This window comes from Pseudomonas sp. HMWF006, assembly GCF_003061205.1.
Lineage (GTDB): Bacteria > Pseudomonadota > Gammaproteobacteria > Pseudomonadales > Pseudomonadaceae > Aquipseudomonas > Aquipseudomonas monsensis.
In genome coordinates this window covers 24,860-44,691 of the sequence record NZ_QAIU01000335.1, presented here as the reverse complement: position 1 = coordinate 44,691, position 19,832 = coordinate 24,860, and the positions used below count along the sequence as shown (strand labels likewise).

At 61.3% G+C, this 19,832-nt stretch carries 20 protein-coding genes; 9 read left to right on the top strand and 11 right to left on the bottom strand.

The genetic code is table 11. From position 1 onward, the window contains the following. The 3 genes from DBR24_RS32135 to DBR24_RS13610 form a co-directional block, all read right to left on the bottom strand. A partial coding sequence (locus DBR24_RS32135; protein WP_256591464.1) for a Na/Pi symporter occupies nt 1-278 on the bottom strand: 278 nt, incomplete at its 3' end. Between the two features lie 429 nt (nt 279-707). Then, entirely contained in the window at nt 708-1,475 is a 768-nt protein-coding gene (locus DBR24_RS13615; RefSeq protein WP_123470149.1) for a TerC family protein, read from the bottom strand. 70 nt (nt 1,476-1,545) lie between these two features. Continuing rightward, entirely contained in the window at nt 1,546-2,853 is a 1,308-nt protein-coding gene (locus tag DBR24_RS13610) for a CitMHS family transporter (RefSeq protein ID WP_123470147.1), read from the bottom strand. A 323-nt stretch (nt 2,854-3,176) separates the two neighbouring features. On the opposite strand from DBR24_RS13610, the gene DBR24_RS13605 reads away from it, so the two are divergent. Continuing rightward, on the top strand, nt 3,177-3,584 hold the full coding sequence (locus DBR24_RS13605) for a GFA family protein (RefSeq protein ID WP_123470145.1): 408 nt from the start codon (nt 3,177-3,179) through the stop codon (nt 3,582-3,584). Between the two features lie 8 nt (nt 3,585-3,592). On the opposite strand, the gene DBR24_RS13600 is transcribed toward DBR24_RS13605, so the two are convergent. Next, on the bottom strand, nt 3,593-3,919 hold the full coding sequence (locus DBR24_RS13600; protein ID WP_128615019.1) for a DOPA 4,5-dioxygenase family protein: 327 nt from the start codon (nt 3,917-3,919) through the stop codon (nt 3,593-3,595). An 81-nt stretch (nt 3,920-4,000) separates the two neighbouring features. Between DBR24_RS13600 and DBR24_RS13595 the strand changes: the two genes are divergently transcribed. After that, nucleotides 4,001-4,666 carry an NAD(P)-dependent oxidoreductase gene (locus tag DBR24_RS13595; RefSeq protein WP_128615018.1) on the top strand — a complete coding sequence of 222 codons (666 nt, stop codon included), beginning with the start codon at nt 4,001-4,003 and terminating at the stop codon, nt 4,664-4,666. Nucleotides 4,667-4,717: 51 nt separating this feature from the next. On the opposite strand, the gene DBR24_RS13590 is transcribed toward DBR24_RS13595, so the two are convergent. Then, nucleotides 4,718-5,668, bottom strand: a complete 951-nt coding sequence (locus DBR24_RS13590; RefSeq protein ID WP_123470139.1) for a LysR family transcriptional regulator — start codon at nt 5,666-5,668, stop codon at nt 4,718-4,720. A gap of 114 nt (nt 5,669-5,782) precedes the next feature. On the opposite strand from DBR24_RS13590, the gene betC reads away from it, so the two are divergent. The 3 genes from betC to DBR24_RS13575 all read left to right on the top strand — a co-directional run bounded on the left by betC (nt 5,783) and on the right by DBR24_RS13575 (nt 10,057). Further along, nucleotides 5,783-7,297, top strand: coding sequence for a choline-sulfatase (gene betC / locus DBR24_RS13585; RefSeq protein WP_128615017.1), 1,515 nt, complete (start codon nt 5,783-5,785; stop codon nt 7,295-7,297). 15 nt (nt 7,298-7,312) lie between these two features. Next, entirely contained in the window at nt 7,313-8,233 is a 921-nt protein-coding gene (choX, locus tag DBR24_RS13580) for a choline ABC transporter substrate-binding protein (RefSeq protein WP_128615016.1), read from the top strand. A 255-nt stretch (nt 8,234-8,488) separates the two neighbouring features. Continuing rightward, nucleotides 8,489-10,057 carry a SulP family inorganic anion transporter gene (locus tag DBR24_RS13575; RefSeq protein ID WP_128615015.1) on the top strand — a complete coding sequence of 523 codons (1,569 nt, stop codon included), beginning with the start codon at nt 8,489-8,491 and terminating at the stop codon, nt 10,055-10,057. A 44-nt stretch (nt 10,058-10,101) separates the two neighbouring features. Here the strand turns inward: DBR24_RS13575 and aroE are convergent, their stop codons facing one another. Continuing rightward, on the bottom strand, nt 10,102-10,923 hold the full coding sequence (gene aroE, locus DBR24_RS13570) for a shikimate dehydrogenase (RefSeq protein WP_123470132.1): 822 nt from the start codon (nt 10,921-10,923) through the stop codon (nt 10,102-10,104). Next, nucleotides 10,923-11,840: an oxygen-dependent coproporphyrinogen oxidase gene (gene hemF, locus DBR24_RS13565; RefSeq protein WP_123470131.1), complete on the bottom strand. Its 918-nt coding sequence runs from the start codon at nt 11,838-11,840 to the stop codon at nt 10,923-10,925. The genes aroE and hemF overlap by 1 nt, the downstream gene beginning before the upstream one ends. Before the next feature lie 163 nt (nt 11,841-12,003). Between hemF and DBR24_RS13560 the strand changes: the two genes are divergently transcribed. Next, complete coding sequence (locus tag DBR24_RS13560) at nt 12,004-12,981, top strand: quinone oxidoreductase (RefSeq protein WP_128615014.1); 978 nt, start codon at nt 12,004-12,006, stop codon at nt 12,979-12,981. A 65-nt stretch (nt 12,982-13,046) separates the two neighbouring features. Here the strand turns inward: DBR24_RS13560 and DBR24_RS13555 are convergent, their stop codons facing one another. The 4 genes from DBR24_RS13555 to DBR24_RS13540 form a co-directional block, all read right to left on the bottom strand. Beyond that, nucleotides 13,047-13,721, bottom strand: coding sequence for a hypothetical protein (locus DBR24_RS13555; protein ID WP_128615013.1), 675 nt, complete (start codon nt 13,719-13,721; stop codon nt 13,047-13,049). Between the two features lie 239 nt (nt 13,722-13,960). Beyond that, nucleotides 13,961-14,518, bottom strand: coding sequence for an L-threonylcarbamoyladenylate synthase (locus DBR24_RS13550; protein WP_123470125.1), 558 nt, complete (start codon nt 14,516-14,518; stop codon nt 13,961-13,963). A 54-nt stretch (nt 14,519-14,572) separates the two neighbouring features. After that, entirely contained in the window at nt 14,573-15,673 is a 1,101-nt protein-coding gene (dprA, locus tag DBR24_RS13545) for a DNA-processing protein DprA (protein WP_128615012.1), read from the bottom strand. Between the two features lie 79 nt (nt 15,674-15,752). After that, nucleotides 15,753-16,778 (bottom strand): LysM peptidoglycan-binding domain-containing protein, encoded by a 1,026-nt coding sequence (locus DBR24_RS13540; protein WP_128615011.1) that lies wholly within the window; start codon nt 16,776-16,778, stop codon nt 15,753-15,755. A 159-nt stretch (nt 16,779-16,937) separates the two neighbouring features. Between DBR24_RS13540 and def the strand changes: the two genes are divergently transcribed. The 3 genes from def to rsmB are packed head-to-tail and all read left to right on the top strand — an operon-like array spanning nt 16,938 to nt 19,768. Then, on the top strand, nt 16,938-17,444 hold the full coding sequence (gene def, locus DBR24_RS13535; RefSeq protein WP_027610272.1) for a peptide deformylase: 507 nt from the start codon (nt 16,938-16,940) through the stop codon (nt 17,442-17,444). 57 nt (nt 17,445-17,501) lie between these two features. Continuing rightward, nucleotides 17,502-18,461 carry a methionyl-tRNA formyltransferase gene (gene fmt, locus DBR24_RS13530; protein ID WP_128615010.1) on the top strand — a complete coding sequence of 320 codons (960 nt, stop codon included), beginning with the start codon at nt 17,502-17,504 and terminating at the stop codon, nt 18,459-18,461. Further along, the gene (gene rsmB / locus DBR24_RS13525; RefSeq protein ID WP_128615009.1) at nt 18,458-19,768 is read left to right on the top strand and encodes a 16S rRNA (cytosine(967)-C(5))-methyltransferase RsmB; all 1,311 of its coding nucleotides are present in this window, start codon (nt 18,458-18,460) and stop codon (nt 19,766-19,768) included. Before fmt ends, rsmB begins: the two co-directional genes overlap by 4 nt. Nucleotides 19,769-19,832: the final 64 nt, after the last annotated feature.

Genomic DNA, 19,832 nt, shown 5'->3' with positions numbered 1-19,832 from the left:
GTCCCGACGTCGGCGCCGAGCATGGTCGCCAGCGCCGGGGTCAGCGCCATCAGGCCCTGGCCAACGAAAGACGTCACGAGCATCGCGGTGGCGTTGCTGCTCTGCACCATCGCGGTGACGACGATGCCGGCGACAAAGGCGAGCCAGCGCCTGGACATGTTTTGACCAATAACGTGGCGCAGGTTGGTGCCGTACACCCGCAGGATGCCGGTCCGGACGATGTGCGTGCCCCAGATCAACAAGGCCACGGCGGAAAGCAGATTGAGCAGGGTGAGCATGCAGACCCCCTCTAGTCGCAGCGCCCCAGAGGGGCAAGTTGACGGTACCGCGCTGTTTCTACGTCTTGTACTTAAGCTGTAGTTGGCTAACGGCCTGGGCGCCAGCATTGCACAGCTAAAGTGCTGATTGAAACAAAAGTGTCATGAACAGCGCTTCATTCACTCCCATTTAAATCAACGCCGCCCCTGTGGGAGCTGGCTTGCCAGCGATGGCGTCGGCACAACCACCATTGATGTCGCCTGACATTCCGCTATCGCTGGCAAGCCAGCTCCCACAGGGTCCGCGGTGCCTGAATGCTGCACAAAAAAATGTGGGAGCGAGCCTACTCGCGAAAGCGGTGGATCAGCCAACATGGTTGTCGACTGACACTCCGTTTTCGCGAGCAGGCTCGCTCCCACAGGGGTATTGCCTGCGTCTGGATTACCCGGTTATTGCCCCGGAATGTCCTTGCGCAGTTTCACTGGATCTTGCTGCTGTTTCTTCTTGGCCATCGCGCCGCGCAGCTTGATGTTGATCGCTTCAACGGCCAGCGAGAACGCCATGGCGAAGTAGACGTAGCCCTTCGGTACATGCACGTCGAACGACTCGGCGATCAGTACGGTACCCACCACCAGCAGGAACGACAGCGCGAGCATTTTCAGCGACGGGTGCTTGTCGATGAATTCGCTGATCTTGCCCGAGGCGGCCATCATCACCAGCACGGCGACGACGATCGCCGCGACCATCACCGGCACGTGGGACACCATGCCGACAGCGGTGATCACCGAGTCCAGCGAGAACACGATGTCGATGATTGCGATCTGAATGATGGTGTACAGGAAGTTGCCGCCCTTGCCACCGGGGGTTTCGTCGCTTTCGTCTTCGCCTTCCAGCGCGTGGTACATCTCTTGCGAGCTCTTCCACAAAAGGAACAGGCCACCGAAGAACAGGATCAGGTCACGCCCGGAAATGCCCTGGCCGAACACCACGAACAGGTCGGCGGTCAGGCGCATGACCCAGGTGATCGACAGCAGCAACAGGATCCGCGTGATCATCGCCAGGCCCAGGCCGAAGATGCGCGTGCGCTGCTGCATGTGCTTGGGCATGCGGCTGACCAGGATCGAAATCATGATGATGTTATCGATGCCCAGAACGATTTCGAGGGCGGTCAGGGTAAAGAAGGCAACCCAGATTTCGGGGTTGGTCAGCCAATCCATGTGTATTCCTTTGAGCGAGTGTTAAACCAGGACGCCAGCAAGCAGCTGGCGTCATGGTGAGTGAATGCCGTTACAACGTGCTGAACAGCGGGAACGTCCCCAGCAGCAAGGCGGCCACCAGTATGCACAGACAGACCAGAACTGCCCACTTCAAGGTGAAGCGCTGGTGGTCACCGAATTCGATACCGGCCAAAGCGACCAACAGATAAGTCGATGGCACCAACGGGCTCAACAAGTGGACGGGCTGACCGACGATCGAGGCACGGGCCATTTCCACGGCAGTGATGCCGTAATGGCTGGCCGCTTCGGAGAGCACCGGCAACACGCCGTAGTAGAACGCGTCGTTCGACATGAAGAACGTGAACGGCATGCTCACCAGCGCCGTGATCACCGCCAGGTACGGGCCGAGGAAATCCGGAATCACTGCCAGCAGACTTTTCGACATGGCGTCGACCATTCCGGTTCCGGACAGGATACCGGTGAAGATCCCCGCCGCGAAAATCAGACTAACCACCGACAGCACACTGCCGGCGTGAGCCGCGACGCGGTCCTTCTGCATTTGCAGGCACGGGTAGTTGACGATCATCGCGATACTGAAGGCCACCATGAACAGCACCGGCAGCGGCAGCAGGCCGGCGATCAGGGTGCACATCAGCCCCAGGGTCAGCAGGCCGTTGAACCAGATCAGCTTCGGACGACGGGCATCCGGGAACTGCGACACACTGATTTCGCTGTGATCGATCTCGTCACCAATCAGGTGCAGCTCACCCAGACGCGCACGCTCACGTTTGCCGTAGAAGTAGGCAATGATCAGGATCGCCACCACGCCGGCGGCCATTGCCGGGATCATCGGCACGAAGATGTCCGACGGATCCACATGCAGCGCACTGGCGGCACGGGCAGTCGGGCCACCCCAAGGGGTCATGTTCATCACGCCACCGGCGAGGATGATCAGGCCGGCCATGATTCGCGGGCTCATGCCGATGCGGCTGTACAGTGGCAGCATGGCGGCCACGCAGATCATGTAAGTGGTCGCGCCGTCACCATCGAGGGAGACGACGAGCGCCAGTACGGCGGTTCCGACCGAAACTTTCAGCGGGTCGCCCTTGACCAGTTTGAGGATCTTGCGCACGGCCGGGTCGAACAGGCCGGAGTCGATCATCAGGGCGAAGTACAGAATGGCGAACATCAGCATCACGCCGGTCGGCGCAAGCTTGGTGATACCTTCGAGCATCATCGGACCGATCTTCGGCGCGAAACCGCCGAACAGAGCGAAGATGATCGGAATGATGATCAGGGCGATCAGCGCGGACAGGCGCTTGGTCATGATCAGGAACATGAACGTGATGACCATGGCGAAGCCAAGGAAAGTCAGCATGGGAATACTCCAGGCGTAGCGCGGCTAGTTGATTGAGCGGACCGGGCGGGATCAGCGCAGAACGGGAAGCACGAGACGTACGGGCGGAGTGACAGCGAAAAGGCGGGCTACAGAGGACATCAGAATCACCATTGTTGTTGTTAATTGGGCCGGGCGGGCGAGCAATCGCACACGGCAGCCAACCGGTCTGTTGCCGGTAGTGGCGGCGATCCTAATCGGGCAACCTTTCAGCTACCTTTCGCCGCAGAAAGCTTCGGGCGAACGGCCAACCGGCTGTCGGATGCGACTGGAGTCAATCAATTCGGGGACGGGAGGGCACAGACATGAGCCAATTGCACAGCGGTGGCTGCCACTGCGGACATATCCGCTATCAGTTCAGCGGGCCGTTGCAGGACATCGCTCACTGCCACTGCTCGATCTGCCGCAAGGTCAGCGGCGGGATCGTCACCACATGGATTACGGTGCCAGCGGCCAACTTCCAGTGGCTGGCCGGGACACCTTCGCGCTACGACTCGTCGGGCAGTTGCGCGCGATATTTCTGCCCGCACTGCGGCGCGCAACTGGCGCTGGTGACGCAACTCAGCCCCGAGAGCATCGACCTGACCATCGCCACGCTGGACCACCCGGAGTCAGCGCCGGCCGAGCGGCATATCTGGACCGACAGCCAATTGCCCTGGCTGCATCTGGACGAGCAACTGCCGGGGGAGCCTGAAGAAACCTTGCAGGTTTAACTGGCTGATCAAAAAACAGACAAATCCAGCGGGCGGATTGCCCCCATCCAGATTGCATGCTCGGTGTGGTCGAGCAAGTCATCGCCCGTGTCGGGGTGCAGGAACACCACCAGTCCCTGTCGATTCAGTGCCAGCCACGGCAACACCTCGCCGATCAGCTCCGGACCGAACGCCAATTGGCAGCTCCAGTCCGGGTGCGGACCGACCGGCCGTTCGTGGACGCGGCCCATCGTCACTGCAAACAACTGCGCCGCGTGCTCGCACAGGGCTCGCGCCTGGTCGATGGTATGGGCGTCGAAATAGACGTGGGCGTGGTAACCCTTGATGACTTGCATCTGAAACCCTCTGAATCGGTTCGAACCCTCGGCGTTTTCCACCGTCACACGCCATATAGGACAACAACAAGGAAAACAGCCATGAAAAATGCCGAAACCCCGACGGTGAAAGTGGTGCTCTATGGTGCCATGGCCAGCCTCGGCGGCGCGTTGATGGCTGAGTTGCTGCGACGCCAGCACGAAGTCATCGCGATTCTCGACGATTTGAACGTACTCGCGCCACGTCCCGGGCTGCGCACCAAAAGCGGCGATCTGTTCGACGCCGAGCGGGTCACGCAAAGCGTAGCCGGCAGCTCGGCGGTGATCTGTCTGCTGGATGCACCGGGCCTGCCGTTCAGCAGCGACCATGTGGAAAGGTCCGTGGTGCTCGGCCCGGTGGAACAGGTGCTGGCGGTCGATGCGTTGGTCGACGGCCTGCAGGCGGCCAATGTTTCACGGCTGTTTCTGGTGGGGAATTTTGCCGTCCTCGACGAGCTGGAGCTGGACGACGGACTGCAACGCCACGCCGCCGAAGAAATCCGCGAAGCCCTGCAAAGCAGCCCGCTGCAGTGGACGCTGGTGAATGCTCCTCACGGCGTGGCGGGGCTGACTATCGAGCATTTCAGTCAGGTGGGCGGCAATCTTGAGCCGGGGCTGGCGGAGCCGCTGGAACGGCTGAACCGCGTGGCAGTGGGGATCGCCGATGAGCTGCGGTTGAAGCTGCATGTGGGTGAACATGTGAATTTTGTCGCCGCCACAGATACGTAAAAAGATCGCAGCCTTCGGCAGGAGCTGCCGCAGGCTGCGATCTTTTGATCTTCAAACCGCAATCGAAGGCAAGGCCATTCCCTTGAGGGATTCGGCGCTGCTGGCCTGCTCGGCCATCAACCAGTCGACAAACTGCTGAATCAACGCCCCGCGCCGTTTACGCTGGGGCAGCACCACGTAATAACCCAGCCGCGACAAGGTGGTTTCGGCGATCGGCCGACAGAGCAAACCCTGGCTCAGCAAGTTATCCACAAGGTGGCGCCAGCCGATCGCCACGCCTTGGCCGCCGATTGCCGCTTGAATCAACAGGGTGTAATTGTCGAAACGCACCTGCCCCGGTGCTGGCGGAGTGGTGATGCCCAGTTCACGGAACAGCCCGCTCCAGTCAAACCAGTTGCTGCTGTTTTCCCCGCGCAAGTGCAGCAGCGGAAACTCCAGCAACGCCTGGGCGGGCAAGGGCAGGGCGCGCTCCTTGAGCAATTGCGGGCTGCACACCGGGAACACTTCCTCGCTGAACAGCCAATGGCTTTCGCCCTGCTTGAAACGCCCGTCGCCAAACAGGATCGCCACGTCGATGTCGGTGCGCAGCATGTTGTGGTTGCGCTCGCTGGTGACCAGGCTGACATCGACCTGCGGGTTGGCTTCATGAAAGCGGTGCAAACGTGGCATCAGCCAATACGCGGCGAAGGCAAAGTCGGTAGCGACCTGCAACACTTCATGCTGCTGTTGCGTACTGATCGCACTCAATCCTGCGTCGATATTCTGCAAACCGAGCTGAACCTGCTCGAACAGGATCGTCCCGCCCTCGGTCAGTTCAATGCCGCGGTAGATCCGGTCAAACAGCCGCGCACCCAGCTGTTCTTCCAGACGCTTGATCTGCTGGCTGATCGCTGGCTGCGTGGTGCCCAGCTCCACCGCAGCGGCGGTAAAACTGTGATGACGCGCCGCCGCTTCGAAGGCGCGCAACAGGTCGAGGGACAGGTTGCCGAGGGCTTCATACATAAGCTGTGCTTATCCTAGTCATTGTCCGGCGCTGGCTTTACCGGACAGGGCATGGACTCCATGCTCGATCGCAGCAATGTCGCATAAATATTCACTATGGAATGCCGCGATCACATGAAGCGCAAGAACATTCTTTTCATCATGGCCGATCAAATGGCCGCGCCAATGTTGCCAATCTACGGCCCGTCGCCGATCAAATTGCCGAACCTTTCGCGCCTCGCCGCTCAAGGCGTGGTGTTCGATGCCGCGTACTGCAACAGTCCGTTGTGCGCTCCGTCGCGCTTCACCCTGGTCAGCGGCCAGTTGCCGAGCAAGATCGGCGCCTACGACAACGCTGCCGATTTCCCCGCCGACATTCCGACCTACGCCCACTATCTGCGCCGCCTCGGCTACCGCACCGCGCTGTCGGGCAAGATGCATTTCTGCGGCCCGGATCAATTGCACGGCTATGAAGAACGCCTGACCAGCGACATCTACCCGGCCGACTACGGCTGGGCGGTGAACTGGGACGAACCGGATGTGCGTCCGAGCTGGTATCACAACATGTCATCGGTACTGCAGGCAGGGCCGTGCGTGCGCACCAATCAGCTCGACTTCGATGAAGAGGTGGTGTTCAAGGCCCAGCAATACCTGTTCGACCACATTCGCGAGGACGGCGACCAGCCGTTCTGCCTGACCGTGTCGATGACACATCCACACGACCCGTACACAATTCCCAAGGCGTTCTGGGATTTGTACGACGATGGTGACATCCCGTTGCCGACCACCCCGGATCAATACGCCCTCGATCCGCATTCGCAGCGCCTGCTCAAGGTCTACGACCTGTGGGACAAGCCGCTGCCTGTGGATAAGATTCGCGACGCGCGCCGTGCCTACTTCGGTGCCTGCAGCTATATCGACGCCAACGTCGGCAAACTCCTGCAAACCCTGGAAGACACCGGGCTGATCGACGACACCATCATCGTCTTCTCCGGCGACCACGGCGACATGCTTGGCGAGAAGGGGCTCTGGTACAAAATGCACTGGTTCGAGATGGCCGCACGGGTGCCGCTGCTGATCAGCGCTCCGGGGCAATTCGCTGCCGGCCGGGTCAGCGCCGCGGTGTCCACCGCCGACCTGTTGCCGACCTTCGTCGAACTGGCCGGCGGTAGCCTGGAGCCGAACTTGCCGCTGGACGGCCGCTCGCTGCTGGCGCATCTGCAAGGGCAGGGTGGGCATGACGAAGTGTTCGGCGAATACATGGCTGAAGGCACGGTCAGCCCGCTGATGATGATCCGTCGCGGCGCGTACAAATTTATCTACAGTGAAAGCGACCCGTGCCTACTCTTCGACGTACACAACGATCCGCATGAACTCGAAGAACTCAGCCAGTCGCCGCAACATCGCCCGCTTTTCGACGATTTTCTCGCCGAAGCGCGGGCCAAGTGGGACATTCCGGCGATTCACCGCGCTGTACTCGCCAGCCAGCGCCGCCGTCGTTTTGTTGCCGATGCCCTGACCATCGGCAAACTGAAGAGCTGGGATCACCAGCCGCTGGTGGACGCCAGTCAGCAGTACATGCGCAACCACATCGACCTCGATGACCTGGAGCGCAAGGCCCGTTATCCACAACCCTGCCAAAACCAATAATGTAAGGGGAATTCCATGCGCAAGTTATCCACAGTAGTGACGGTCGGCCTGATAGCGCTGAGCAGCGCATCGGCATTCGCCGAACAAAGCTGCGACACCGTGAAAATGGCCGACCCGGGCTGGAGCGACATTGCCGCCACCAACGCCATCACCGGGTTTCTGCTGGATGGCATGGGCTACAAGGCCAAGGTCGATACCCTCGCGGTACCGATCACCTTCGGCGGGTTGAAGGACGGTCAGGTCGATGTGTTTCTCGGCAACTGGATGCCGGCGCAACAGGGCTTTTACGACAAATTCGTCGCCCCTGGCGATGTCACGCAACTGGCGAAGAACCTCGACGGTACGGAATTTACCCTGGCGGTGCCGGATTACGTGTGGGACGCCGGTGTGCATAACTTTGCCGACCTGAATAAATACGCCGACAAGTTCGATCGCAAGATCTACGGCATCGGCTCGGGCGCCCCGGCGAACATTTCATTGCAGGAAATCATCAAGAAAAACGATTTCGACATGGGCCAGTGGAAGCTGATTGAATCCAGCGAACAGGCGATGCTCGCCGAAGTGTCGCGCGCAGTGAAGAAACAGAAATTCGTCACCTTCCTCGGCTGGACACCGCACCCGATGAACGTGCAGTTGAAAATGCATTATCTGAAGGGCGGCGAAAAATACTTTGGCGATACCGGCAGCGTGTACACACTGACGCGCAAGGGTTACGCCGACGCATGTCCGAACGTGGGTAAATTGCTGACCAATCTGTCGTTCACTCAGGAGATGGAGAACAGCATCATGGCTGAGGTGGTGAACAAGAAGGTCAGCAATGCCGACGCCGCCAAGGCCTGGATCAAGGCCAATCCGGCGGTGCTGGATAAATGGCTGGAGGGGGTGAAGACCGTCGATGGGAAGGACGCGTTGGCGGCCGTCAAGGCAAAGCTTTGATTGTGGGACTGTTGGAATTGTGCCCGGCGTGAGATTTTTACCCCCTTACCCCAGCCCTCTCCCCCAGGGGGGCGAGGGGGAAGGGAGCCGATATCTGTTGGATTCAAAACTTGCGCTCAACTCTGAAATCGCAGGTCGGTGAATCTCTGATAAACACCGCGCTCAGTTCCCTCTCCCTCCGGGAGAGGGCCAGGGTGAGGGGCCTTTCCCCTGACACCCTGATAACCTTGAACAAAACCCCAACCGCGAGGCTCCATGGCCTTCCCCAGCCGCCACTCTCTCTTCCCCTTCCTCACCTGGTTGCCGCGACAAACCCGCGCCAGCGTCGGACGGGATCTGATCGTCGGCCTCAGCGGAGCGATTCTCGCGTTACCCCAGTCGATCGCCTACGCGCTGATTGCCGGCCTGCCGCCGGAGTACGGCCTCTACGCCGCGATCATCCCGGTGATGATCGCCTGCCTGTGGGGTTCGTCGTGGCATCTGATCTGTGGCCCGACGGCAGCGATTTCGATTGTGTTGTATGCCAGTGTCAGTCCACTGGCCGTCCCCGCGTCGCAGGACTACATCACGCTGATCCTGTTGCTGACCTTTCTTGCCGGCATCTTCCAGTGGCTGCTGGGCTTGCTGCGCTTCGGCGCTTTGGTGAATTTCGTGTCGCATTCCGTGGTGCTGGGGTTCACCCTCGGCGCGGCGGTGGTGATTGCGATCGGCCAATTGCCCAACCTGCTCGGGCTGGACCTGCCGGCGAAAGCCACGGCACTGGCCAGCCTGATGGACCTGCTGCAACACCTGCGGGCTGTGGATAAACCCTCATTGGCATTGGGCGTGGCGACGGTGCTCGTCGGTTTCGTGCTCAAACAACTGCTGCCGCGCTGGCCGACCCTGTTGATAACTTTGGTGCTGGGCAGTGCAGTCGTGTGGCTGTGGCCGTCGATGTTCGGCCATGTGCATCTGGTCAGCACCTTTGTCGGACGCTTGCCGCCGTTCAGTGGGTTGCCGCTGGATCTGGATCTGATTCTGCGCTTGCTGCCGAGCGCGGTGGCAGTGGGCATGCTCGCACTGGTCACCAGTCTGTCGATCGCCCGCTCGATTGCTGCACGTTCGCAGCAACTGCTCGATGCCAATCAGGAAGTGCGTGCGCAGGGTTTATCGAATATCGTCGGCGCGTTCTTTTCCGGATCGTTGTCCGCCGGCTCCTTCACCCGTTCCGGCCTGAGTTACGAGGCGGGCGCCTGCTCACCGCTGGCCGGGGTATTTTCGGCAATCTGGGTAGCGTTGTTCGCGATTTTCGGCGCCGGACTGATTTCGCACATTCCGATTCCCGCCATGGCCGGGAGCATTCTGTTGATCGCCTGGGGGCTGGTGGATCATCGTGGCATCCGCTCGTTGCTGCGGGTCAGCCACGCCGAGTTCGTGGTCATGGCGCTGACCTGCCTCGCGACCTTGCTGCTGGAATTGCAGACAGCGATCTACGCCGGGGTGCTGGCGTCGCTGTTCTTCTACCTCAAGCGCACCTCGCAACCGCGGGTCCAGCATTGGCGCGACGGTGAAGACGATGTGCTGCGGGTCGGTGGCTCGATCTTCTTCGGCGCCAGCCATTACCTGCAAGTGCGCCTGCAAAGGCTGCACGGCACGCGGGTGGTGATTGATGCGCAGCACATCAACTTCATCGACTATTCCGGCGTGGAGATGCTGCATCAGGAAGCGCGGCGCCTGCTGCACCAGAATCGCAGCCTGACCCTGCGCCGGGCACGGCCACAGGTGGTGGAGGAATTGCGCAAGCTGGAAGGGCCGGAGAAATGCCCGATCCGGTTTGAGGACTGATCCAACAAACACCGCATGCCCCTGCAGGAGTGAGCCTGCAAGGCTTATTGCGCTAGCTGGCGGCGTAGTTCGGCCAGCACCGGCGCCGTATCCGGGCGCACGCCGCGCCACAGGTAAAACGCCTCGGCCGCCTGCTCAGCCAGCATCCCCAGACCATCCATCGACACCGCCGCACCATGCTCGCTGGCCCAACGACAGAACGCAGTCGGTTCCTTGCCGTACATCATGTCGTAGCACAGGGTCTGGCCCGGTTCGATCAGGCTCGGCGCTATCGGCGGCACCTCGCCGGTCAGGCTGGCGGAGGTGGCGTTGATGATCACGTCCACCGGTTCCTGCAACCAGTCGAAACCACTGGCCGACACCGGCCCCAGATCACAGAACAACTCGGCCAGCAGCTCGGCCTTGTCCACCGTGCGGTTGGCGATGATCACCGACGCCGGTTTTTCCGCCAGCAACGGCTCCAGCGCGCCACGCACTGCGCCACCAGCACCGAGCAGGAGGATGCGTTTGCCGGTCAGGCTGAAACCGGCGTTCACCGTCAGGTCGCGCACCAGGCCGGCGCCGTCGGTGTTGTCGCCCAGCAATGAACCATCGGCCAGTTTGCTCAAGGTGTTTACCGCACCAGCCCGTTGCGCACGAGCAGTCAGGCTGTTCGCCAGACGATAGGCCTCTTCCTTGAACGGCACAGTGACGTTGGCGCCGCGACCTTCCTGAAAGAACGCCGTGGCGCAGCCACTAAAGTCGTCGAGTGGCGCCAGCAGGGTGCTGTAGTCGAGGCGTTGCCCGGTCTGCTCGGCAAACAGTTTGTGGATCATCGGCGATTTGCTGTGGCCGATCGGGTTACCGAAAACGACGTAACGATCCATCAGCAGTCCTCAGCGAGCCAGTCGCGATCTTGCAGGAAGTAGTCGGTCAGGCGCGCTTCTTCGCTGCCGGGCTCGGCTTTGAAATCGTAGGCCCAGCGCACTTGCGGCGGCAGCGACATGAGGATCGACTCGGTACGCCCCCCCGATTGCAGGCCGAACAGGGTGCCACGGTCATACACCAGGTTGAACTCGACATAGCGGCCACGGCGAAATTCCTGGAATTCACGCTGTTTGGCGGTGAACGCATCATGTTTGCGGCGCTGCACGATCGGCAAGTAAGCGTCGATGTAGGCGTCGCCGATGGCACGCATGAAGGCGAAACTGGTATCGAAGTCCCACTCGTTCAGGTCATCGAAGAACAGGCCGCCGATGCCGCGTGGTTCGTGGCGGTGCTTGATGTGGAAGTAGGTGTCGCACCAGGCCTTGTAACGCGGGTAGACGTCTGCACCGAACGGCGCACAGGCCTGCTCGGCAACGCGGTGCCAGTGGATGCAGTCTTGTTCGTTGCCGTAATACGGGGTCAGGTCGAAGCCGCCACCGAACCACCAGACCGGCTCTTCACCTTCCTTTTCGGCGATGAAAAAGCGCACGTTGGCGTGGGACGTCGGCACATGCGGGTTGTGCGGGTGAATCACCAGCGACACGCCGAGGGCTTCGAAACCGCGCCCCGCCAGTTCCGGACGATGAGCGCTGGCCGATGGCGGCAAGCCGCTGCCGAACACGTGGGAGAAGTTGACGCCGCCCTTTTCGATCACCGTGCCGTTTTCGATCACACGAGTACGACCGCCACCGCCAGCGGGCCGGGTCCAGGCGTCTTCGACGAAGCGCGTGCCGCCGTCCTCGTTTTCGAGTGCAGCGCAGATGCGGTCTTGCAGGTCGAGCAGATAGGCCTTTACGGCGTCGGTGCGGGTCGTCATGGCTTCACCTTGAATCGGGGCATCACTACGCGGCGCCCCGCAGGCGGGGGTCGACGCAAATGGGCGCGTAGCATACCACCGCAGGCAAGCGCACCGCAGTTGACGAAGATCAAGCAGGAGAGTTGGATAGGGGGCTCACGAAAGACCCAAGGAGAGCAGGCAGATGGCAAAGCGTATCCAGTTCCGCGCCCACGGCGGTCCCGAAGTGCTCGAATATGTTGACTACGAACCCGCCACGCCCGGCCCGAATCAAGTGCGCGTAGCCAACAAGGCAATCGGCCTGAACTTCATCGACACCTATTTCCGCAGTGGCCTCTATGCACCGCCAGCCTTGCCGTCAGGCCTGGGCGCGGAAGGTGCCGGCGTCGTTGACGCGGTCGGTAGTGACGTCACCCGCTTCAAGGTCGGTGATCGTGTGGCGTACGGCAGCGGCCCGTTGGGTGCCTACAGCCAGTTGCACGTATTGCCCCAGGACAACCTGGTGAAACTGCCGGACGAAATCAGTTTTGAAACCGCAGCCGGCGTGATGCTCAAGGGCTTGACCGTGCAGTACCTGCTGCGCCAGACCTATGAACTCAAGGGCGGCGAAACCATTTTGTTCCACGCCGCCGCCGGTGGCGTCGGTTCGCTGGCCTGCCAATGGGCCAAGTCACTGGGGGTGAAGCTGATCGGCACCGTCAGCTCGAAAGCAAAAGCCGAACTGGCCAAGGCCAACGGCGCCTGGGCGACCATTGATTACAGCCATGAAAACGTTGCCCAACGCGTGCTGGAGCTGACCGACGGCAAGAAAGTCCCGGTGGTCTATGACGGCGTCGGCAAGGACACCTGGCTGACCTCGCTCGACAGCGTGTCGCCCCGCGGCCTGGTAGTGAGTTTCGGCAATGCGTCCGGTGCCGTGGACGGGGTGAATCTGGGGATACTTGCGGCCAAGGGCTCGCTGTACGTGACCCGGCCGACCCTGGCGACCTACGCCAACAACGCCGAGAACCTGCAACGCATGGCCGATGAACTGTTCGAGATGATCATCAGCGGCAAGCTCAAGGTCGAAATCAGCCAGCGTTACCCACTGGCCGATGCGGCGAAGGCGCAGACCGAGCTGTCGGCTCGGCGCACGACCGGCTCGACCATCCTGCTGCCCTGATAAAACCTTCGGCGTCTTGCCAGTCAGGGTTTCAGAACCCGGCTGGCAAGGCAGTTTGAACGCCTTCACAACTGCAGCGGATGACACGCCAATGGTTTTTGCACGGGGTGGCCAACCGTCGCGTGACCAGGTTGTTGAAGCGCCGCGAGGATTTGCCGCCACTGCGCAGATAACACCCAGTAATCGCCGCGTGCGCGCTGTTCGATGTGCAAGGCATTGGAAGCGATGGGCATCAGGCCGAAACGCTGATAAAAGCGCAGCTGTTGCGACCTGCACAGGGCGGTGACGCCCTGGTAACCGCTTTTTATCGCCCACTCGGTAGCCGCCGCCAGCAGACCGTTGACCGCCACCGGTAGCGGGTTGGTCGAGTACGAGATCAAACGGCTGAATTCGACATGGCGTGACAACGCCACCGTCGGAGAAACATGTTGCTGCGCCAGCGACACCCATTCGAACGGTGCCGGAGTCGCCCTCAGCACCGCCAGCGGCTGGTCGTGCCGGTACAGCAGAAAATGCGTACTGCGCGACCTTATCGCCAGTTTCTCTTCGAACATACGGGCCCTCGACGTCAGCATGTAATGCTGCAGCCGAAGCCGAAATTGCCGATCAATGAACCGGTCGAACTCCTGAGTATCCGACCCCGCTTCAAGCCTCACGATACGGCAACCCTCATGATGACTCTTCAACGTCACCTGAAGCGCCTGCAGGTAATCCGTGAGTTGCAAATCCGTAGTGTCCATTCTTTCTCCGCAGACCTTAACTTATCGAAGTATTTCGAGTGCAGGGAAAGGATGGTTGCTTTTGGCAAATCCGCCACGCAACGAGGTCTGATAATCCAGTCGGAAAAATCAATGAATCCAGATAGTTGGCGAATTTTCAGACAAGAAAAGCAGCCCCATTGCAGGATAAATCGCAGACACGCGTAGTACTCCTCGCCATCAAACCGAGGAGTACTGACCTTACAAAGGTATGGGCCGAATCAGTCGGGGCGAATGACCTTGCCAGTCGCCAGATCACGGATCACGCTGGGGTTCTTGCGCCCGCCCAATTGTCCGCCGAGGATCAGATCGAGCTGCCCGCGGAAATACTGCTCGACCCGTAACCGCGTGCGCGCTGCCGGCCGGCCTTGCGGGTTGGCCGAGGTGGAGATCAGGGGCCCGACCATGGAACACAAATCGCGCACCTGTGGATGATCACTGACCCGCAGCGCCACGGTGTCATGCACGCCCGTCACCCACTCGGGCAACAGGTTCTGATGCGGCACCAGCCAGGTATTCGGCCCCGGCCAGGTGCTGGCCATGCGGTCGATCCACTCCTGCGGGAAGTCTTCGAACAGGAAGTCGAACTGGCGAATGTTGTCGGCAACCAGAATCAGGCCTTTGTCGACCGAACGATTCTTGATCGCCAGCAGCCGATCCACCGCTTCTTCGTTCCACGGGTCGCAACCCAGGCCCCAGACGGCTTCGGTTGGATAGGCAATCACCGCCCCGGCGCGAATCTCTCGTGCGGCTTGTTGCACACGCCAACTGTTAACCATGAAAAAATCTCCGCAAACAGGTTTCGCGCAGTTTACCGATCTTCCCCGTAAAACCTAGCTCACGCGCGCAAACCAGCGGCCATTTTCACTCACCGCCCGGCCCTCCATTTCCAGCTCCGTGAGGGCGGCCAACACCTTGGGCAGTGTCCAGCCGCTGCTGTGGGCCAAGGCTTCACTGGTGTGCGGCGCAGCATGGAGCAGGCATAACAAGGGATGATCGGCACTCGGCGTGCCTGTGGACAGGGCCGGATGTTGCCAGCCTCGCAGGGCTTCGAGGATATGTTCGATGGTTTCCACCAGCACCGCGCCGTCGCGGATCAACTGGTGACAGCCCCGGGCGCCGGGGTGATGGATCGAGCCGGGAATCGCATACACCTCGCGCCCCTGTTCCGCCGCCAGCCGTGCGGTGATCAGCGAACCACTGGCGACACTCGCCTCGACCACCAGTACGCCGAGGGATAAACCGCTGATGATCCGGTTACGTCGCGGAAAGTTGCTGGCGCTGGGTCCGGCATCCAGCGGAAACTCCGAAAGCACGGCGCTGCCGGACGCGATCATCGCCTCGGCCAGTCGCTGATTGCGCTGTGGATAAAAATTTTCCAGTCCAGTGCCCAACACCCCGACGGTCAGCCCGCCAACGTCCAGTGCAGCTTGATGCGCGGCAGCATCAATGCCCAAGGCCAGGCCACTGGTGATGACAAAACCGGCCCCGGCCAGGCTGCGCGAAAACGCCACTGCGGTGTCCATCCCCGGGCGCGAGGCGCGGCGACTGCCCACCATCGCCAGTTGCGGTTTTTCCAGAATATGCGGATCGCCCGCGACGAACAGCAACGGTGGGGGATCGGGAATCTGCGCCAGCAGTGCCGGGTAATCCGCTTGATCCCACATCAGCAAATGCTGCCCGGGCTGCTCTAGCCAGCGCATCGCATGGCTGGCGCCGTCGCGCACTTCAGGGCTGCGCCGGGCCTCGGCACTCGCCGCCGGCATACCCAGTGAGCGCCAGGCTGTGGCCGGAGCGCTGAGCGCCTTTGATGCCGAGCCAAAGGCTTCAAGCAACCTGGCAAAACGTTTCGGGCCGATTCCCGGCAAACGGTGCAGGCGCAAACGCGCTTCCAGTTCCGCAGGGGAGACCGGCGTACAGACAGACAGCGGCATGGATCATCCTTGATCGTTATAAGCCCCGAACCATTCGGAACAAGCTGTGGATAACTCTGTTGGTAACTTGTTGAGCCTGCTAAGGGTTTCGCACCTTGTCGAGCACCGCCAGTGAGCGCGATGCGTTGAGGACGAGGCCGTAGCTGAGCTTTTCGTAAGTGCGGAACACCATCAGCAAACCAGCCCGCTCATCGGGAATTTTCAGCGGCTGGCCGGTAATCCGGTCGCGCACGGTCTCACCGGTTTTCATCACCACCAGCACATTCCCTTCGGCGAGGCCGTCGCGTTTGCCCTTGTTCAGGGTCACCACGTCCATCACGCCGATCTGCGTGACACCGCGCGGCACGTCGATAATCACGCCGTTGATGTGGGTGGCGGGCGCGCTGGGCATGAACGTCGAGTTGATCGAACGCTCTTCGCCACTGAACAAGCGGTCACCCAGACGCACCTCCTGCGTGGTGCGTTGCAGGGCAAGGGTGGCGACGTCACCTTCGGTGGCGACGATTTCACCGCCGCCGATGTCGTCGGCGTTGATCCCGAGAAACTCCTTGGTCTGTGGGTCGGTGTAGACCTTGCCTTGACGAAAGATGCCGTACACCGGCTGGTTCGGGTCGAAATGGCCGCGGGCGAAAATCCGGTCGCCGGTGCCGCTGAGCACCCGTTCGGCGTCGCCGGCGACGATGTACGGCGCCTTGTCGAAGTCCTCGACCTTGTCGACGATGCGGTTGCTCAGGAGAAAACTGTTGATCGACTTGAGTGGAATGCTCGGAATCGCCTCGGCCACCGGACTGGTGCGGATGCGCGGCGACAGTTTGATCGTGCCCCGTGACTCGCCTCGATTGAGGGTCAGTTGCGGCTGGCCGTTGACGTAGCTGAGCGTCAGGGTGTCGCCGGGATAAATCAGGTTGGGGTTTTCGATCTGCGGGTTGGCCCGCCACAGCTGCGGCCATTGCCAGGGCTCGCGCAGGTATTTGCCGGAGATATCCCAGAGGGTATCCCCCGAAACCACCGTGTATTGCTGTGGAAAACCATCCCTGAGTTGCACTTGCCCTTGCGCCACGCCGGCCGAAGCCAGAAGCAGCAGGGCGAGTAGTGTTTTCCTCATGCAGCGAATCCCTTTATCATGTGCGTTCGCGTGAACCGTCAGAGCCCCCGTGGCTCGCTACTGCAAACTGCATTAGCTACGCTTCACAACGGTAGCCTGCATCTTCGGACCTGCCAGGCCATCGACCCGACTTTACTCAACATGTGCAGCAATCAGCCTATGGCCATTTTAAACATCCTCGAATTCCCGGACCCGCGTCTGCGCACTATCGCCAAGCCTGTGGCCGTAGTGGACGACGAAGTGCGTCAGTTGGTCGATGATATGTTTGAAACAATGTATGAAGCGCCGGGCATCGGCCTCGCCGCGACCCAGGTCAACGTGCACAAACGTATTGTCGTGATGGACCTTTCCGAAGACCGCACCGAGCCACGGGTGTTCATCAACCCTGAGTTCGAATCGCTGACCGACGAGATGGATCAGTACCAGGAAGGCTGCCTCTCGGTACCGGGCTTCTACGAAAACGTCGACCGCCCGCAGAAGGTCAAAATCAAGGCACTGGACCGCGACGGCCAACCTTACGAACTGATCGCCGAAGGCCTGCTTGCGGTGTGCATTCAGCACGAATGCGACCACCTCAACGGCAAGTTGTTCGTCGATTACCTGTCCACGCTCAAACGCGACCGGATCAAGAAGAAACTGGAAAAGCTCCACCGCCAGAACGCTTGATGCCCCTCTTCAAAGGCTTGCTGCGGCAAGCCTTTTTCTTTTTATGAGACGCCTTCCATGACTGAGCCACTGCGCATCGTTTTTGCCGGTACCCCGGAATTTGCCGCCGAACACCTCAAGGCCCTGCTGAACAGCCCTTACGAGATCGTTGCGGTCTACACCCAGCCGGATCGTCCGGCCGGTCGTGGGCAAAAACTGATGCCGAGCCCGGTCAAACAACTCGCCCTGGAAAACAATATCCAGGTGTTGCAGCCACCGACCCTGCGCAACGCGGATGCTCAGGCAGAGCTTGCCGCATTGAAGCCGGACTTGATGGTGGTGGTCGCCTACGGCCTGATTCTGCCGCAAGCGGTGCTGGATATTCCGCGCCTGGGTTGCATCAACAGTCACGCTTCGCTGCTGCCACGCTGGCGCGGTGCGGCGCCGATCCAGCGCGCCGTGGAACACGGTGATGCCGAAAGCGGCGTGACCGTGATGCGCATGGAAGCCGGCCTCGATACCGGGCCGATGCTGCTCAAGGTCGTCACCCCGATCAGCGCCGACGACACCGGCGGCACGCTGCACGACCGTCTCGCCGAGATGGGCCCGCCAGCGGTGGTGCAGGCGATTGCCGGCCTGGCCGCAGGCACGCTCGAAGGCGAAGTGCAGAACGACGCGCTCGCCACCTACGCGCACAAACTGAACAAGGACGAAGCACGCATCGACTGGAGCCGTCCAGCAGTCGAGCTGGAACGTCTGGTGCGCGCCTTCAACCCGTGGCCGATCACCCACAGCACGCTCAACGGTGAAGCGCTGAAAGTACTGGCGGCAACACTTGCTGAAGGCAAGGGCGCGCCAGGCGAAGTGCTCAGCGCCAGCAAGGACGGTTTGATCGTCGCTTGCGGCGAGCAGGCGCTGTGCCTGACCCGCCTGCAATTGCCCGGTGGCAAGGCGCTGAACTTCAGCGACTTGTTCAACAGCCGTCGTGAGAAATTCGCCGTCGGCACCGTGCTCGGCGCCGTGGTGGACGCGCAATGAACCCGCGTCTGGCCGCCGCCAAGGCACTCGCCGCCGTGCTCAGCGGCAAAGCCTCGTTGAACAGTTCGCTGCCGACACAACTGGACAAGGTCGAAGACCGCGATCGCGGTTTCACCCAGGATCTCGCGTTCGGCACCGCGCGCTGGCAACCACGCCTGTCGGCGCTGGCCGAGAAGCTGCTGCAAAAGCCGTTCAAAGCTGCGGATGCCGATGTCGAGGCGCTGCTGCTGGTCGGTCTCTATCAATTGCTCTACACCCGCGTGCCGGCCCACGCCGCCATCGGCGAAACCGTGGGTTGCGCCGACAAGCTGAAAAAGCCTTGGGCCAAAGGCCTGCTCAACGCCGTGCTGCGCAATGCCCAGCGCGAAAGCGAGACGATTTTCGCCGAACTGGAGCGCGACCCGGTGGTGCGCACGGCTCATCCGCGCTGGCTGCAAAAATCCCTGAAGGCCTTCTGGCCGGAGCAGTGGGAAGCCATCTGCGCGGCGAACAACGCGCATCCACCGATGATTTTGCGGGTCAATCGCCGCCATCACAGCCGCGACGCCTATCTCGGTTTGCTGTCGGACGCTGGCATTGCTGCGACGCCATGCGTCTACAGTCGCGACGGCATCGTCCTCGAATCCGCTGCCGATGTACGCAGCCTGCCGGGCTTCGCCGAGGGCTGGATCAGCGTGCAGGACGAGCCCGCACAACTGGCCGCCGATCTGCTCGATCTGGCGCCGGGCCAGCGCGTGCTCGACGCCTGCTGCGCCCCGGGCGGCAAGACCTGCCACATCCTCGAAGCCGAGCCGGCGCTGGCCGGCGTGGTGGCGGTGGATCTGGAAGCCAAGCGTCTGGTGCGCGTTAAGGAAAACCTTGAACGCCTCGGTCTAAACGCCGAACTGATCGCCGCCGACGGCCGCGATACGGCGAAATGGTGGGACGGCAAGCCGTTCCAGCGCATTCTGCTCGACGCGCCATGCTCGGCGACCGGGGTGATCCGCCGCCACCCGGACATCAAGCTGACCCGTCAGCCAGATGACATCGTCGCCCTCGCGCAACTGCAAGGCGAGTTGCTCGACGCGATGTGGAAAACCCTCGAAGTCGGCGGCATCCTGCTGTACGCCACCTGCTCGACCTTGCCGACCGAGAACACCGAAGTCATCGCTGCGTTCCTCGAGCGCACGCCCGGTGCCCGCGAACTGGATCTGGCCACCTCGGCCGGGATCAAACAGCCCCATGGTCGCCAATTGCTGGCCCAACAGGGTGGGCATGACGGGTTCTACTACGCCAAGCTGATCAAGATCGCTGCCGCGCGCGGCTAAACGGATTCAACGGAGTGACTGGATGAAAATCATCATCCTCGGTGCGGGACAGGTCGGCGGTTCG

Excerpts from the sequence above, each read along its gene's own strand:
- DBR24_RS13615 (WP_123470149.1), bottom strand. The coding sequence starts at position 1,475 with ATGGATTGGCTGACCAACCCCGAAATCTGGGTTGCCTTCTTTACCCTG.
- DBR24_RS13610 (WP_123470147.1), bottom strand. The coding sequence starts at position 2,853 with ATGCTGACTTTCCTTGGCTTCGCCATGGTCATCACGTTCATGTTCCTG.
- DBR24_RS13605 (WP_123470145.1), top strand. The coding sequence starts at position 3,177 with ATGAGCCAATTGCACAGCGGTGGCTGCCACTGCGGACATATCCGCTAT.
- DBR24_RS13600 (WP_128615019.1), bottom strand. The coding sequence starts at position 3,919 with ATGCAAGTCATCAAGGGTTACCACGCCCACGTCTATTTCGACGCCCAT.
- DBR24_RS13595 (WP_128615018.1), top strand. The coding sequence starts at position 4,001 with ATGAAAAATGCCGAAACCCCGACGGTGAAAGTGGTGCTCTATGGTGCC.
- DBR24_RS13590 (WP_123470139.1), bottom strand. The coding sequence starts at position 5,668 with ATGTATGAAGCCCTCGGCAACCTGTCCCTCGACCTGTTGCGCGCCTTC.
- betC (WP_128615017.1), top strand. The coding sequence starts at position 5,783 with ATGAAGCGCAAGAACATTCTTTTCATCATGGCCGATCAAATGGCCGCG.
- choX (WP_128615016.1), top strand. The coding sequence starts at position 7,313 with ATGCGCAAGTTATCCACAGTAGTGACGGTCGGCCTGATAGCGCTGAGC.
- DBR24_RS13575 (WP_128615015.1), top strand. The coding sequence starts at position 8,489 with ATGGCCTTCCCCAGCCGCCACTCTCTCTTCCCCTTCCTCACCTGGTTG.
- aroE (WP_123470132.1), bottom strand. The coding sequence starts at position 10,923 with ATGGATCGTTACGTCGTTTTCGGTAACCCGATCGGCCACAGCAAATCG.
- hemF (WP_123470131.1), bottom strand. The coding sequence starts at position 11,840 with ATGACGACCCGCACCGACGCCGTAAAGGCCTATCTGCTCGACCTGCAA.
- DBR24_RS13560 (WP_128615014.1), top strand. The coding sequence starts at position 12,004 with ATGGCAAAGCGTATCCAGTTCCGCGCCCACGGCGGTCCCGAAGTGCTC.
- DBR24_RS13555 (WP_128615013.1), bottom strand. The coding sequence starts at position 13,721 with ATGGACACTACGGATTTGCAACTCACGGATTACCTGCAGGCGCTTCAG.
- DBR24_RS13550 (WP_123470125.1), bottom strand. The coding sequence starts at position 14,518 with ATGGTTAACAGTTGGCGTGTGCAACAAGCCGCACGAGAGATTCGCGCC.
- dprA (WP_128615012.1), bottom strand. The coding sequence starts at position 15,673 with ATGCCGCTGTCTGTCTGTACGCCGGTCTCCCCTGCGGAACTGGAAGCG.
- DBR24_RS13540 (WP_128615011.1), bottom strand. The coding sequence starts at position 16,778 with ATGAGGAAAACACTACTCGCCCTGCTGCTTCTGGCTTCGGCCGGCGTG.
- def (WP_027610272.1), top strand. The coding sequence starts at position 16,938 with ATGGCCATTTTAAACATCCTCGAATTCCCGGACCCGCGTCTGCGCACT.
- fmt (WP_128615010.1), top strand. The coding sequence starts at position 17,502 with ATGACTGAGCCACTGCGCATCGTTTTTGCCGGTACCCCGGAATTTGCC.
- rsmB (WP_128615009.1), top strand. The coding sequence starts at position 18,458 with ATGAACCCGCGTCTGGCCGCCGCCAAGGCACTCGCCGCCGTGCTCAGC.